At 30.5% G+C, this 14,503-nt stretch carries 13 protein-coding genes; 1 reads left to right on the forward strand and 12 read right to left on the reverse strand.

Translation table 11 applies throughout. The annotated features are described in order from the left end of the window. Positions 1 to 2 precede the first annotated feature (2 nt). The 7 genes from FIA58_RS16255 to FIA58_RS16285 all read right to left on the reverse strand — a co-directional run bounded on the left by FIA58_RS16255 (position 3) and on the right by FIA58_RS16285 (position 8,068). Positions 3 to 1,445 carry a SusD/RagB family nutrient-binding outer membrane lipoprotein gene (locus FIA58_RS16255; protein ID WP_140963747.1) on the reverse strand — a complete coding sequence of 481 codons (1,443 nt, stop codon included), beginning with the start codon at positions 1,443 to 1,445 and terminating at the stop codon, positions 3 to 5. 12 nt (positions 1,446 to 1,457) lie between these two features. Next, positions 1,458 to 4,649 carry a SusC/RagA family TonB-linked outer membrane protein gene (locus tag FIA58_RS16260; protein WP_140963748.1) on the reverse strand — a complete coding sequence of 1,064 codons (3,192 nt, stop codon included), beginning with the start codon at positions 4,647 to 4,649 and terminating at the stop codon, positions 1,458 to 1,460. Positions 4,650 to 4,709: 60 nt separating this feature from the next. Then, positions 4,710 to 5,384, reverse strand: a complete 675-nt coding sequence (locus FIA58_RS16265; protein WP_140963749.1) for a TIGR04282 family arsenosugar biosynthesis glycosyltransferase — start codon at positions 5,382 to 5,384, stop codon at positions 4,710 to 4,712. A gap of 8 nt (positions 5,385 to 5,392) precedes the next feature. Then, positions 5,393 to 6,445 (reverse strand): arsenosugar biosynthesis radical SAM (seleno)protein ArsS, encoded by a 1,053-nt coding sequence (gene arsS / locus FIA58_RS16270; RefSeq protein ID WP_140963750.1) that lies wholly within the window; start codon positions 6,443 to 6,445, stop codon positions 5,393 to 5,395. A 92-nt stretch (positions 6,446 to 6,537) separates the two neighbouring features. Beyond that, a complete protein-coding gene (locus tag FIA58_RS16275; RefSeq protein WP_140963751.1) occupies positions 6,538 to 6,873 on the reverse strand; it encodes an arsenosugar biosynthesis-associated peroxidase-like protein in 336 nt (111 codons plus the stop codon). A 3-nt stretch (positions 6,874 to 6,876) separates the two neighbouring features. Continuing rightward, positions 6,877 to 7,380 carry a rhodanese-like domain-containing protein gene (locus FIA58_RS16280; protein ID WP_140963752.1) on the reverse strand — a complete coding sequence of 168 codons (504 nt, stop codon included), beginning with the start codon at positions 7,378 to 7,380 and terminating at the stop codon, positions 6,877 to 6,879. A 121-nt stretch (positions 7,381 to 7,501) separates the two neighbouring features. Then, positions 7,502 to 8,068, reverse strand: coding sequence for a hypothetical protein (locus FIA58_RS16285; protein ID WP_140963753.1), 567 nt, complete (start codon positions 8,066 to 8,068; stop codon positions 7,502 to 7,504). Between the two features lie 252 nt (positions 8,069 to 8,320). Here FIA58_RS16285 and mgrA point away from each other — a divergent pair, with 252 nt between their 5' ends. Next, positions 8,321 to 9,313: an L-glyceraldehyde 3-phosphate reductase gene (gene mgrA, locus FIA58_RS16290; protein ID WP_140963754.1), complete on the forward strand. Its 993-nt coding sequence runs from the start codon at positions 8,321 to 8,323 to the stop codon at positions 9,311 to 9,313. A 279-nt stretch (positions 9,314 to 9,592) separates the two neighbouring features. Here mgrA and FIA58_RS16295 read toward each other — a convergent pair whose 3' ends face one another. From FIA58_RS16295 to FIA58_RS16315, 5 genes are all read right to left on the reverse strand, one after another. Then, complete coding sequence (locus tag FIA58_RS16295) at positions 9,593 to 10,258, reverse strand: hypothetical protein (protein WP_140963755.1); 666 nt, start codon at positions 10,256 to 10,258, stop codon at positions 9,593 to 9,595. A gap of 220 nt (positions 10,259 to 10,478) precedes the next feature. Further along, entirely contained in the window at positions 10,479 to 11,537 is a 1,059-nt protein-coding gene (locus FIA58_RS16300; protein WP_140963756.1) for an NAD(P)-dependent alcohol dehydrogenase, read from the reverse strand. Between the two features lie 259 nt (positions 11,538 to 11,796). After that, positions 11,797 to 12,564, reverse strand: coding sequence for an SDR family NAD(P)-dependent oxidoreductase (locus FIA58_RS16305; protein WP_140963757.1), 768 nt, complete (start codon positions 12,562 to 12,564; stop codon positions 11,797 to 11,799). A gap of 174 nt (positions 12,565 to 12,738) precedes the next feature. Further along, the gene (locus FIA58_RS16310; RefSeq protein ID WP_140963758.1) at positions 12,739 to 13,461 is read right to left on the reverse strand and encodes a helix-turn-helix domain-containing protein; all 723 of its coding nucleotides are present in this window, start codon (positions 13,459 to 13,461) and stop codon (positions 12,739 to 12,741) included. A 122-nt stretch (positions 13,462 to 13,583) separates the two neighbouring features. Next, a complete protein-coding gene (locus FIA58_RS16315; protein ID WP_140963759.1) occupies positions 13,584 to 14,498 on the reverse strand; it encodes a helix-turn-helix domain-containing protein in 915 nt (304 codons plus the stop codon). Positions 14,499 to 14,503: the final 5 nt, after the last annotated feature.

The following is a 14,503-nucleotide window of genomic DNA, read 5'->3' on the forward strand; positions in this document are numbered from 1 at the left end:
TTTTATTCATCCCACCAAACTGGGAAATTGATACTGTTATCGTTTGTTGCGTTTGCCGCTTGGATGTAATTTTCTCTATTCAAAGCTTCCTCTTCCGCTGGATAAGGCATTCTTATTGGAATAAGATTGTTATTTAAACTAGCTGAAATAGCACGTAATTCTGGGAAACCCGTTCTTCTATATTCTACCCAACCTTCATAACCATTAATAATGTTAGCTATCCATTTTTGCGTTACAATTTGTTGTATTGGACTTGATCCAACAGCATTATAAGCAGCTGCTCCTGTTAAATAATTTGTTGGTAAAGGAGTATTCCAATATTCGAATGCCAATGCTACTCCATTTTCATATAAAGTTTGCCCATCAGCATTTATCAATCCTCTCTCTGCAGCTTCCGCTAAAGCGAATTGCACTTCCCAAGCAGTAATAAAATTAGCATCTAAAGTTGACGTATCTTCTCTAAAAATAGTTCCAGCTAACGAATAATTTGATAGTGCTACTGAAGTACTTGAAGCGTCAATTCCATTTAACAAACCATTAAATTCTCCCGAAGTAGAGTTAGAAAAAGGCCTAAAGAGTTTACTAATCCGTGTATCGTTTAAATCTGTTAAAATGACTTCCATAGTTTCAGATAAAACGAAATTATTAAAGTCACCAATACGTAATTGTGCTAATCTAAAACTATTAGGAGCAGTATTTGTAAAATTATAAATAGCATTTTGTCCGTTTGTTAGCATAAAGTCACCCTCATCATATAGCGCTTGCAATTGCGATGAAACATCCACTTTTGAAGAAATGCGTAATAAATATTTAATTTTTAATGATTTTGCAAAACGAATCCAAGATTGCAAATTACCATTGTATAAGATATCTCCTTGTAACGGAATAGCATCTGAATAGTTTTCTATGGCAGCAATTCCTTTATCCAAATTGTCTAATATCCCTTTTGGATCTAAATAGATACTTTCTTGTGTATTATATGCTGGAGTTACTTCTCCATTTGTCCCATTGAAAGCTTCAAAATAAGGAACATCACCAAACAAATCCGTTAAACCTGCTGCCATATATGCTTTCAATATTAATGCTGGGCCTTCATACACTTTTAAAGTACTTGTTTGTCTTGCTTGTTTTAAAATAATTTCATTATCTCTCAAATTCTTATAAAAAACTGGCCATGGATTTCCTCCTAATTGTGGTGATTTTAAAGCATGACGGTCAAATAAATTAAAATCCAATGCGGTTCTATGTTGAGAAAGTAAATCGCCTGCAACAAAACCCTCATAACTCATATTTTCTCCAAAATCATAAATGACTTGACGTAGCAATAAACTTGGTTGCACCGAATTTGGAGCATTTGGATTGGTATTTATTTCTTCAAAATCTTTCGTACAACTACTTAAAGAAATAAACAAAAGTGTTGCTATTGTATATAGTATATTTTTCATCTTATTCTTTTTTTAGAAGTTAAAACCTAGTTTAAAACCGATACTTCTTGTTATTGCATAACTCATATCCTCTACTCCACTGACAAACCCATTTCCTTGAACTGCTAATTGTTCTGGATCAAAATGTGGGTTTTCGGTGAAAGCCAATAAATTATTTCCTATAACAGACATGTTTATTTGACCACCATCTTTTAACCCTAAAAATCCTTCTTTAATTGCAAAAGAATAGCTCACAGAAAACTGTCTTAATTTTAAGAAAGAAGCATCATAGATGTTATTTTCTTCATGATTTCTATCATAATATTGACGGTAATAACTTTCTGCTGAAACAGCAACTGTATTTGGTTCCTCAGTTACGGTTACTCCTTGAGCAATGATTCCTTCTGTTGGTCTGTATGCGGTTTCTGCTAATTGTCCTCCTACATTTCCTAATGCTTTTGTTCTTGACACTATTTCGCCACCTTGTCTCCAATCAAAAAGAAAGCTTACATTCCAGTTTTTGTAAGTAAAATTATTGGACCAACCTAAAGTAAAATCTGGATTATAATTGCCTATTTTTTGTAGATTATTATCCGCAATATAACGTCCTTGGTCATCAATAATAAACTGTCCTTGATCATTTTTTAAATATCCTGTTCCATAAATATCACCAACTCTTCCTCCTTCTTCTACTTGAAACCAAACCGTTTGGTTAGCACTATCGTAAATTCTGCTGTAAGCTAATGTTAAACGTCCTCCTTCTTGAGGCAAATCTTTAATTATGGAGCGATTTTTTGCAAAATTAAAAGTAGTATTCCATTTAAAATGTTCTGTTTTAATAGGAGTTACTCCTAAAATAATCTCAACACCTTGCGTATTAACTTTTCCTCCATTTACTACTTGTTGATTATATCCCGAAGAAATAGCAATTGGCAATGAAATAATCTGATCTACCGTATTTGCATTATAATATGTAAAATCTAAGTTTAATCTATCCTTAAAAAAACGAATATCTGTTCCAACCTCATAAGAAGTAGTTTGTTCTGGTTTTAAATTTGCGTTTGGAATAAAATTTTGATTGCTAAAAGTAGGCTGACTATTGAATGGTGTTTGTGATACAAATGCTCCTGAAGTTTGATAAGGTCCTGTATCATTTCCAACTTGTGCAATACTAGCTCTTAATTTTGCGAAAGAAATTACAGTTGGTAATTTAGTGACATTAGAAACAATAAAACTTGAAGATACGGAAGGATAGAAAAAGGAAGTTCCATCCACTGAAAAAGGTGTAGCCAATGCACTTGACGAATCATTTCTTGCAGTAATATCTAGGTATAAGTAATCTTTGTATCCTAATTTTAGTAACCCATATAAAGAATTGATTCTTTTTTTGCTTTCAAACTGAAAAACCTCAACGGGAGAAGCTGCATTATTTAAATTAAAGATACCTGGTTGAGCCAAATTAACCGTTTGCGATTGTTTTGTTGATGCCATTCTATCCATTCTATTGCCTCCGAAAGAAACGTCGTAAGAAAAGTCATTAAGAGTATTAGAATAGTTCAACAAAAAATCAGTATTTACCTCTCTATATTTTACATCATGTTCTGCATAACCTCCATTTTTAAAACGATTGCTACTGAAATTACGTCTCATTTTTCTCGTTTCAGTACTGTAATCCATACCTGTTCTAACTGTAAAAGTAAGATTCTTAGCAATTTCTTGTTTTAGTTGTAAATTCCCAAAAACTCTATCTCTTTCAAATGAATTTCTATTTTCCAATAAAGTAAAATAAGGATTATCAAAATAAGTATAATTAAACGAAAATTGCTGAATCCCTTCCAAACCAGGTTGCCAATAATTTCTTAGGCTTCCAATATCTAGAGAACGAGGTCCCCAACCAACTAAAGAATAATTCACATTTTCACTACCATATCCATTTGATGGCCTATTATCACTATTAGAATTTACATAATTAATTGAAGAAGAAATGGTCGTTTTATCTGAAGGATTGAAGTTCAGTTTAGCGGCAATAGTTTGTCTGTCTAAATTCACTCCTGGAATAATCCCATCACTTCTCAAATCAGTAAAAGACAAACGATAATTTCCGTTTTCAAATCCGTTAGCTATAGCTATATTATTAATAGTAGTTGTGCCCGTTCTATAAAAATTTTTTAAATTATTTGGGTGCGATTCAAAAAGGGTTGGTGTAATCGCTAATCCATTATAAAGAGAAGTATCACCACCACGAACGAAAGTACCGTCTGGTAATTGCACTGGGCTATCAAATTGCGGTACTAATATTCCTACATCCAATCTTGGTCCCCAAGAATAACTAATTAAGTCATTTGTTCCACCACCTAAACCATCAACAAAAGCAAACTGTCCTGAATTTCCTTGACCATACTCATTTTGAAATTCAGGTAATTGAAAAGCAGAATCAACGGTTAGCGATGTATTGAAACTTACACTAAATCCTTTTTTCTTATTTCCATCTTTTGTTTTAATGACGATAACACCATTTGAAGCTCTTGTTCCATATAAAGCAGCGGCACTTGGTCCTTTTAAAACAGAAACTGATTCAATGTCATCAGGATTGACTTCCATAGCACCATTACCATAATCAATTTCTTGGAAACCTGCAGCTGCTTCATTGGTAAAATTAAAAACCGTTTCATTGTTAATAGGAATTCCATCCACAACAAATAGAGGGTTATTATTTGAAAAAGAAGCTTCCCCACGAATTGTTATTTTTGAAGATGAACCCACTCCTGTTGCTCCTTGAGTTATAGCAACACCTGCAACTTTACCTGCTAAATTATCCAAAAAATTTACTGTTTTAACTTCTTCTAGATCTTTTGTTTGAAGGGTTTGAACCGTATACCCTAACTCTTTAGATTCTCTTTTTAAACCTAATGCCGTGACTACAACCTCTTTTAAGTTTTCGGCATCTTCTTCAAGACTAACATTAATAATAGTTTGGTTTCCAACAAGTATTGTTTGTTTTTTATACCCTAAATAGGAAAAGGTAATTTTATCATTTATAGAAGAAACGGACATAACATACATCCCGCTTTCATCAGAAGTAGTCCCTTTTGATTGATTTGATGTTATGTTTACGTATGGTAAGGCAACTCCATCAATTTTACTAGTTACCTTTCCTTTAATTGTTATTTGTGCATAGCCAACACATGAAAATACGAGTAGCAAGAAAATATAAATTTGCTTCATTTTTATTTATTAGTATATCATTAATATTGTTCTGAAAAATCAGAATAAAAAAATTATATACTAAATAGGTGAGCCTTTATTATAAGCGGTGGATTGGTAAAGAAAAAAGAATTTTTCAAATACTGAAGTTGAAATAATGGCATTTCTTATTCTAATTTGTAATAACAAGTGATACAAATTAGCGTATACCTTTTTAAAGCAATTAATAAAAGCATTGACATCCTTTAGATTATCAATATCTGAAAGTACTTCCAAGGAAGAAACACTAATTGAGTTACTAATAAAAAGTTTCGTTAAGACTGTTGCTAAATTTTGTTTTTGCCAAGGTAATTTTAAAAATAAATTGGCATCAAAATGCTCTTTTTTTATTCCTAAAAGGTAAAAACCTCCATCAGTAGCACTTCCTAATACAATATCCGTATTATATAATTCCTGATTTACTTTTACTAACTTACTAGTTGTTAAGTGAGGAGTATCATTACCAATAATAATAAGTGAGTCAAATCCTACATCATAAACAGATTGAATGGCATTGATAAACCTTTCACCAAATGACGAACCTCTTTGTTCTTTTTCTGTTACTAAAAAATAAGGCAAATTAGTTTTTTTAACTAGCTGTAATGTATGTTCATTGAGAGATTCAAAGACTTCTTTCGAATATAGGAATGGCTTACGCGTTGCTTCATATTCAGCAGAATTTGCAAAAATTAAAATAGCAGTTTTTAAATCTTTCATATTACAAATTAAGCTACAACTCCTTGACAACTACTACCCGCTCCAGCAGTACAGCCATAACAATGCTGTGAAATAATAATGTTTCTATTACTTAATTCTTCTTCATTAAAATCAGATATATGCTTTGACTTTGAGGCTACTTTTAAACCTAACATTTGATTGAAATCGCAATCATATAACCAACCATTCCAACTTACAGATACAGTATTAGTACACATCACATTAGCTACTGCAGCAGGATTATAAGCTTCTACCAAGGTATACATGTAATCTTCATAATTATCTGAGGCAATTAAGTAATCTAAAAATCGAGAGATTGGTAAATTTGTAATAGCAAATAAATTATTAAAATCAATATTATAGTCTTCTTTCAATGCTTTTTTAAAGTCTTTTTCCATTGAAAATTGGTCGCTTGGTAAAAAAGCTCCAGATGGATTGTAAACTAAATCTAATTTCAAATCACTTCCTGATATTCCATAACCCACCGCATTTAGTTCTTGTAATGCTTTTATTGATTTATCAAAAACACCGTCACCTCGTTGCACATCAGTCTTTCCTTTGGTCCAGTGAGGCATTGAACTTACTACATGAACATTATGTTTTTTGAAAAAATCAGGTAAATCATAATATTTTTCATTGGCTCTTATAATAGTTAAGTTAGAACGAACAATAAAGTCTTTCACTCCTATTTTTGAAGCTTCTTCTACAAACCATCTAAAATTAGGGTTCATTTCAGGAGCACCACCTGTTAAATCAAGTGTATTGACTTCAGTAGTTTTTAAAACCTCCAAGATTTGTTGCATGGTTTCAACAGTCATAATTTCTTTTCTATCAGGACCTGCATCGACATGACAATGCGCACAAACTTGGTTGCACATGTATCCTACATTTATCTGTAAAATTTCAATTTTCTTAGGTTTTAAAGGATACTGATTGGATTTTTTTATTTGATCAGCAAATGTTGGTAAAGAACCGTCATTAAAGATTCCGTTAGAAAGTATTTCTAATTGTTTCTCCGTTTTAGACAATGGACTATCTTTAGCTTGAAGCGATTTTAACATAGTTTATAGTTTAATCAAATTTGGTAATCTTAACAAAAATAATGCAATCACTTCTTACAAAATGTTAGCTATTTTACATATATACGAGAAAACTACATAGATAGTTTTTTATATTTATTCATCATTTGAACACCATGTACTAATGCTGCTCCACTTTTTATGGCTGCTGTAACATGAACAGCTTCCATCATCTCTTCTTTTGTTATCCCTCTTTTTAAACCGTCACCTGTATAAGCATCAATACAATAAGGACATTGCACTGCATGAGAAACAGCCAAAGCGATTAGTGATTTTTCTCTAGCAGACAGGCTTCCTTCTTCAAAAACTTTTCCATAATATTCAAAAAAACTTTTACCTAATTCTTCACTCCATTCTACAATTTTTCCAAATTTCTTTAAATCTGCTGGATCATAATACGTCTTTTCCATTTTCTATTTTTTATTATTTTTATACACTTTAATTCCCTTTTGTAAATATTTACCCCACATTTTAGAAAAAGCATGTACTTTTTCGGTTACTTTCCCTTTATTGTCAACTATTGAATAGCCTTTATTTTTCCACTCAAAAAGACCTCCATAAAGATTTTGTACATTTTTATAGCCTAATTTCAACAGTTTTTCTCCAATGTTCTCACTTCTTACTCCTAAAGAACAATACACTACGATTTCAATATCTTTATTTGGATATTGACTTTGAAAATTTTCTGCATCAAATTTTTTATACCCAACAAAAACAGCTTTTTCTAAATGACTTACTTGATATTCTTCAGCCTCTCTAGTATCCAATAGTAGAAAATCATTAAGTTTATGCAATTCTTCTGCTGTGATATAAGATACCGAGTTTTTATTATAGCGCTGTATAACGTCTGATATCGTTTTTTGCGAAAAAGTTACATTTAATAAAATTAAAAATAAAAATACTATTCCTTTTTTCATTGCTTGATTATATAATTCTGAAAAGCTATACAAATAGCTTATATTTAATTGTAACTTTTAGTGAAGCTACAAAAAAAGAAATCTTTTTTGGCTAGACAAAAGTTAAAAAAAATATTTATTCTTACTTTTTTGCTCCTTTAAATCCCTTTTTACTATTCTTTTTAACTTTAAAAGAATGTATCATTTTATCCATTATGTCTTCATAATCTGATTTCTTTTTTAATAATGTCCATGTCATAATTTGGTAGTAATTATCAATTCCATTTACATATGCCACTTCATAAAAAACATTAAAATCTTCTACTTTACCCTCAAATTTCATTACTCTTGTTTCTAAAGAATTTATTACTGTATCTTTTTCAATTTTATTTTTCATTTCTATATTACTAGCTAAACCAGTAGACAAAAGATCCACATAACCATCAAAATCATTAGAATAAATCTCATCTATTCCATTTTCTGTCAAAGCATTTTCTAATTCTCCTTTATTCTCATGAATTACAATAATATATAATTCTTTAAAAATGTTCTGATATTGAAGAGAAGCTTCATCATTAAGTTCTTTTGATTCTGAAAGATAGGAAGGCAATTGAATAGAGTAATTACTCACATTTATAGTTTGTAATTCTTCTGAAGTTTCACATGAAATAGTAAAAAAAACTACTAGTATTAAAAATATTTTTTTCATTTGTTAAAATTTTATACAAACAAAAATATGGAATTAGAAATAAATTAATTAATCAACATAAGATAAACATAGAATATATTAAACTAGATCTTAGCGGATTATTTAATTCACACCGCTGTAGCTTACAAATAGAATTAAAGTTGTTCTTGTTTTTTCACCTTTTTAATTCGCTCTTTCAAATCTAATAATAGTCATTCTTTAACTAGCTAATTTGGTATAATTATATAATTGATTAAATTTAAAAAAAATAAAATGAGTTACTTAGCAGACAAAAAACGCTATGACAACATGCAGTACAAGCGATGTGGCAAAAGTGGAATTGAATTACCCCTTATTTCACTAGGCCTATGGCATAACTTTGGAGGCGTAGATATTTTTGAAAACGGAAGAAAAATGGTTTTGCGTGCCTTTGATTTGGGTATTACCCATTTCGATCTAGCAAATAATTATGGCCCACCAGCAGGGTCTGCCGAAGAAAATTTTGGAAAAATCCTTAAAACTGATTTAAAATCATACCGAGATGAAATGATAATTACTTCAAAAGCTGGTTGGGATATGTGGCCTGGTCCTTATGGTAATTTTGGTTCTCGAAAATATTTGATTGCCAGTTGTAATCAAAGTTTAAAACGAATGGGATTAGAATATGTAGATATTTTCTATAGTCATAGACCTGATCCAAATACACCAATCGAAGAAACTATGATGGCTTTAGATCAAATTGTAAAATCAGGAAAGGCTTTGTATGCAGGTATTTCTTCATACAATCCTGAAGAATCAAGAGAAGCCATTGCTGTTTTAAAATCTTTAGGCACACCATGTTTAGTTCATCAACCATCTTACAGTATGTTTAACCGTTGGATAGAAGATGGATTATTAAATGTGTTAGAAGAAACAGGTGTAGGTTCGGTTGTTTTTAGTCCTTTATTTCAAGGCTTATTAACAGATAAATACCTAAATGGAATTCCTCAAGGCTCTAGAGCATCAAAACCAGATAGTTTTTTATCTAGTAGAGACATTAACGAAAAAAACATTGAAAAAGTTAAAGCACTAAATGAAATAGCCAAAAAAAGAGGACAAAAAATGTCTCAATTAGCATTATCTTGGGTCTTAAGAGACGAGAGAGTTACCTCTGTAATTATTGGTGCAAGTAAAGTTTCTCATATTGAAGATGCTGTTGGAATACAAAGCAATCTTACTTTCTCATCGGAAGAATTAGAAGCTATTGAAAAAATATTAAAAGGATAATTGTATAAAGTTTTTTTTCTATAAACTAGGGTAATATCCAGATACATTGCTTCATTTGTAAAAACCAACTTGTTGATTTTTTTCAGAAGTTCGTCTAAGAATAAAATATGCAATGATAATTAAAACAGTACACAGAGCATTCTAAATATAGAAAACTAACGAAACTATGTGTCAAATTTAATGGAGGAAATTTTGGAATTGAAAAAATATTGATACATTTTCCTACTTATCAATATTTTATCAATTCCAAAGCTTTTATCTCTATTGCAATAAATTAAATTATTCTCCTAAAACATCTATTGAAATAAACTCAGTTTCTATTTTGCTTTTTTCAATTTCTTCATCTGCAATCCAATATTCTGAAGTATATATTTTATAATGATCATTACTATGTTCTAATTTCCAAATAATATCATTTGCTTCTTCAAAAGGAGTATTATGTTCCAATTTTTCAGAAAAAAGCCTTTTAATTACATTTCTTTCAGAAGTCATTTCCATTATATATTTAATTATTTCTTCTTTGGTTAAAACCTCAGAATAATCTTCTATTTCTACTAAAACCTCAATTAAAATCGCTTTTGTATTTGGAAATTTACCATTATATAATTTAAACAAAAGTTGATTTATAGAAAACAAATCAAGGTGAAGACCAATTTCTGGATACTCTTCTGATATTTTATCAATTAGCATATCATTAGAAATTTGTTCAATTTGATTTTCGTTTAAAAACGCACTTAATTTATATGTTAGTAGTATTTGAGCAGCTTGATTTGGTTCTAATTCGCTAACGGCCATTTGAAGATATTCAATACATTCATCATTTGACAAAGTATCTGCTACAGGAACGTCGAAGGCTTTTAGCAGTGCAAAATAATCTTCTTTTGACCAATAATTTGGAATTTCTGTTAACGAACTTACTTTTTCTATTGTAAATATTGCTTTCATATTTTGAATTTATGTAAAATTAAATAGTGTCAATTTTTCTAATTTACCATAAATAATATTGAAATGAAACTAGTTTAACAAACTTATAAGTATAATGTTCTAAATATTTGCCTTTTAACTTTGCTAATTATTTATTCTATGATTTATCAATAAAAAAACCTGTAAATAAAACACTTACAGGTTTATCATAGTTCTTAATAAAGACTAATTTAAATATATATTATGATTTCAAAGATTCCATATCAATTACAAAACGATATTTAACATCGCTTTTTAGCATTCTTTCATATGATTCGTTGATATTGTGCATTCTAATGATCTCGATTTCTGAAACAATATTGTGTTCTCCGCAGAAATCCAACATTTCTTGCGTTTCGGCAATTCCACCAATTAGTGAACCTGCTACAGATTTTCTTCCCATAATCATTGGAACGGTATTTAAGAAAGGATCTAAAGGACCAAGATATCCTACTAAAACTAAAGTTCCGCTGTAATTTAATGTGTTAATGTAAGGATTAATGTCATGAATACTAGGTACTGTATCAATTATTAAATCAAACTTTCCAGTAGCAGCTTTCATTTGGTCTTGATCTGTAGAAATCACTACATTGTGAGCTCCTAAATCTTTTGCATCTTGAATTTTATCAGGAGTTCTTGAGAATAACGTTACTTCTGCTCCTAAAGCATTGGCTAGCTTTAAAGCCATGTGACCTAATCCTCCTAAACCTACAACTGCTACTTTACTACCTTTTCCCACTTTCCAGTGTCTTAATGGTGACCAAGTTGTAATTCCTGCACATAATAATGGAGCCACAGCTGCTAAATCTAAATTTGTTGGTACTTTTAATACAAAGTTTTCATCAACCACTACTTTTTCAGAATATCCTCCAAAAGTGTGTCCTCCTAAGTGTTTATCTTGTCCGTTATATGTTCCAACCCAACCGTTTGAACAATATTGTTCTAAATCATTTTTACAACTATCGCAAGTTTGGCAAGAATCAACCAAACAACCGACACCAGCCAAATCACCTACTTTAAATTTGGTCACATCGCTTCCAATTTTTGAAATTCTACCTACAATTTCATGACCAGGAACTGCTGGATACATGGTTCCTCCCCAATCATTACGAGCCGTGTGTAAATCAGAATGACAAACACCGCAGTATAGAATCTCAATTTCAATATCTTTGGCTAATACTTCTCTTCTGTTTATGTTTACTTCTTTTAAGTCAGCTTCAGCTGATTCTGTTCCAAATGCTTTTACTTGTGTAGTGTTCATATTTTTGTTATTTATTTGATAAAATCGTTCTCAATTATTCTTTTCTTTTAACGACACATCATCCTTCATTATGATTTCTAAAGTTGAATTTACTAGTTTTCTAAAGGTAATAAAATATTAGGTTGCATAAAAATTTTGATTGTTGTGTTTATAAAAAGTAGAGATTATTTTTTTAGTACAATAAAGAAATTTTAATTAACAAAAACATCCCTTAAAATAATCTTTAAGGGATATTTGATTTTTATTGAATGCTGAATACTTACATTTTGAATCCACCAGAAACTTCAATTCTTTGCGCATTAACCCATTTAGAATCCTCTGAACAAAGAAAAGCTACTACAGAACCAATGTCGTCTGGCAAACCAACTCTTCCTAGTGCAGTTTGAGAAGCCAAAGCTTGATTAAAATCTGAATTATCTCTAACAAATCCACCACCAAAATCGGTTGCAATAGCTCCTGGAGCTACCGAGTTTACTCTAATCCTTCTATTTCCTAACTCTAAGGCTTGGTATCTTGACAAAGTGTCAATTGCGGCTTTCATTGCTCCATATGCTGAATATCCTTCAAAAGAGAAACGAGCTAATCCAGAAGATGTATTTACAATACTGCTGCCGTCATTTAATAAAGATAATATTTTTTGAGTTAAAAAATAAGGTCCTTTAAAATGAATATTAGTCATTGCATCCAATTGCTCTTCTGTTGTCAATTCAAAACTTGCATTTACTCCTACACCTGCATTATTAACTAAGGCATCTAATTTGTTCCCATCAAAATTAGAAGTTAAAATAGTTTCAATTTCGTTTTTAAAGGTTTCAAAACCTGCTATTTTTGAAAGGTCTAATTGTACCGTAAATGCTTTTTGTCCCAAATCTTTAATTTCATGAACGACTTTTTCAGCATCTTCTTTTTTGGTTTGATAAGTAATGATTACATCAAATCCTTTTTTTGCTAATTGTAAAGCTGCATCTTTTCCAAGTCCACGACTTCCACCTGTTACTAAGACTATTTTGTTTGCATTGTTTACCATTTTTATATGTTTTAAAATTACAATGCAAAGTTGCGAACAATCACATTTTCAAACTTGTATCAAATCACTATTGTATATTGATAACATTAAAATTTATATTATGGAAAAGAAAAAAGGTACCAACATACAATGCCGATACCTTAAGTAATATGTTATTGCTTTAAAAGTGTTATGCTAGTAGACCTGTATTAAATCACTACTAAATTTTAATGCTTTAGGAGGCATTCCAAACATTTCGTACATATATTTGTTTAATTGCGGAAGGTCATAGAATCCTGTATCATAAGCAATATCCGTTAGACTTCGGTCTTTTTCAGAAAGTGTAAGATAAATTGCTTGACGCAACCTTGTCCATAATAAATATTTAGACAGGCTACTACCTGTTTGCTCCTTAAATAGTGCCGCTAATCGTGATGGAGAAAGGAAAACTATATCAGCAAAAGTTTGTGGTGTGATATCAGATTTAAAGTAATTTTCCTTGATATATTCTACTATTTTTTTAACTCTTTCATCATAATCATTAGAGGGTAATTTGGATAGCAAAGCATCTATTATCTTGCTAATGTCCAAGCCATCTTTTGGTGTTTGAAAGAAAACGTTTGTCTCTACTGGAGAGTCAAAAACGATAGATGCTTCATTTTCTTTAAACCGGCTCGCCAGTTCTAAGCCAATATTGGAGTACGGCTCGATATTTAAAACATTCAATGTGCCTTTTTCTGCAACACAAAAATGATTAACATGAGGTTTAATCAAAAAACCATGAATACGTTCGTGAAGTTTACCGCTTATGGTTGAATTAAAAGGTGTATCATTTGATAAAACAATCTGATAAGCCGAATGATGATGGATTTCTACAGTAAGATTACGTGCCTGAAGTCCTAAAATAAATGGATTCATAATTAGGTTTAATTTACAAACATATTAAAAAATGTTTATTTACTAATCACATAATACTGAATTCATAATCAATACATTAATTGTTGTGTAATTCTATCTCAATTAGTATTATCTGTTGATTATTAGTTAAATGAGTTTCTAAACTCTAAAGGAGACAAACTAGTTTTTACTTTAAATAATTTGGAAAAGCTTTGGCTATGCTCAAAACCTAATTCAAAGGCTATTTCTGAAACCGTTAATTCAGTTGTTGACAATTTTTCTTTTGCCTTTTCAATAAGTTTTTCGTGAATATGTTGTTGTGTTGTTAATCCTGTTAAAGATTTTAATAAACTGCTCAAATACATTGGAGACAGATTCAATGAATCAGCAAGAAATTGTACACTAGGTAAACCACTAAAATTTTGATCATTAAAATATTCTTCCAAAACAAGCTCCAGTTTCTCTAAAGTATTATGGTTATTGGTTTTTCTTGTAATGAATTGTCTCTGATAGTAACGGTCAGAATAATTAAGCAAGGTTTCAATTTGAGATACAATGATGTTTTGACTAAAACTATCTAAATTGTTGTTATATTCTTGTTCAATATGTCTAACAATAGTATTTAGTGTTGATTCTTCTTTTTCTGAAAGAAACAACGCTTCATGTACTGAATAATCAAAAAAATTATAATTCTTAATAGTTTTAGCCAAAGAAGTATTCCAAAAGAAATCAGGATGAACCATTAGCACCCAACCGGTTTTTGGTGATGCCAATTCTTCAATAACTTCTATGCTAAAAACTTGATTAGGAGCAATAAAAAACATAACTCCATTTTCAAAATCATAATGGTTTTGACCATATTTATATTTAACTCCATTAATTCGTTTAATTGAAATATGATAAAAATCAAATACAAAGTGTTTGTGATGTATCTCTTTAGAACAATTAAAGCTTCCATAATCAAATAAGCTGATTAATGGATGTTGAGGAGAAGGTAAGCCTTTCATTTTATGAAATTCACCAATTGATTTAACTCTATGTACTTGATTTTGAATCATATTGT

It is taken from the genome of Flavobacterium jejuense, from assembly GCF_006491595.2.
GTDB lineage: Bacteria > Bacteroidota > Bacteroidia > Flavobacteriales > Flavobacteriaceae > Flavobacterium > Flavobacterium jejuense.

Bases quoted from the DNA above. Each gene is read 5' to 3' on its own strand.
- FIA58_RS16265 (WP_140963749.1), bottom strand. From the start codon at position 5,384: ATGAAAGATTTAAAAACTGCTATTTTAATTTTTGCAAATTCTGCTGAA.
- FIA58_RS16300 (WP_140963756.1), bottom strand. From the start codon at position 11,537: ATGAACACTACACAAGTAAAAGCATTTGGAACAGAATCAGCTGAAGCT.
- mgrA (WP_140963754.1), top strand. From the start codon at position 8,321: ATGAGTTACTTAGCAGACAAAAAACGCTATGACAACATGCAGTACAAG.
- FIA58_RS16255 (WP_140963747.1), bottom strand. From the start codon at position 1,445: ATGAAAAATATACTATATACAATAGCAACACTTTTGTTTATTTCTTTA.
- FIA58_RS16285 (WP_140963753.1), bottom strand. From the start codon at position 8,068: ATGAAAAAAATATTTTTAATACTAGTAGTTTTTTTTACTATTTCATGT.
- FIA58_RS16260 (WP_140963748.1), bottom strand. From the start codon at position 4,649: ATGAAGCAAATTTATATTTTCTTGCTACTCGTATTTTCATGTGTTGGC.
- FIA58_RS16310 (WP_140963758.1), bottom strand. From the start codon at position 13,461: ATGAATCCATTTATTTTAGGACTTCAGGCACGTAATCTTACTGTAGAA.
- arsS (WP_140963750.1), bottom strand. From the start codon at position 6,445: ATGTTAAAATCGCTTCAAGCTAAAGATAGTCCATTGTCTAAAACGGAG.
- FIA58_RS16275 (WP_140963751.1), bottom strand. From the start codon at position 6,873: ATGGAAAAGACGTATTATGATCCAGCAGATTTAAAGAAATTTGGAAAA.
- FIA58_RS16305 (WP_140963757.1), bottom strand. From the start codon at position 12,564: ATGGTAAACAATGCAAACAAAATAGTCTTAGTAACAGGTGGAAGTCGT.
- FIA58_RS16280 (WP_140963752.1), bottom strand. From the start codon at position 7,380: ATGAAAAAAGGAATAGTATTTTTATTTTTAATTTTATTAAATGTAACT.
- FIA58_RS16315 (WP_140963759.1), bottom strand. From the start codon at position 14,498: ATGATTCAAAATCAAGTACATAGAGTTAAATCAATTGGTGAATTTCAT.
- FIA58_RS16295 (WP_140963755.1), bottom strand. From the start codon at position 10,258: ATGAAAGCAATATTTACAATAGAAAAAGTAAGTTCGTTAACAGAAATT.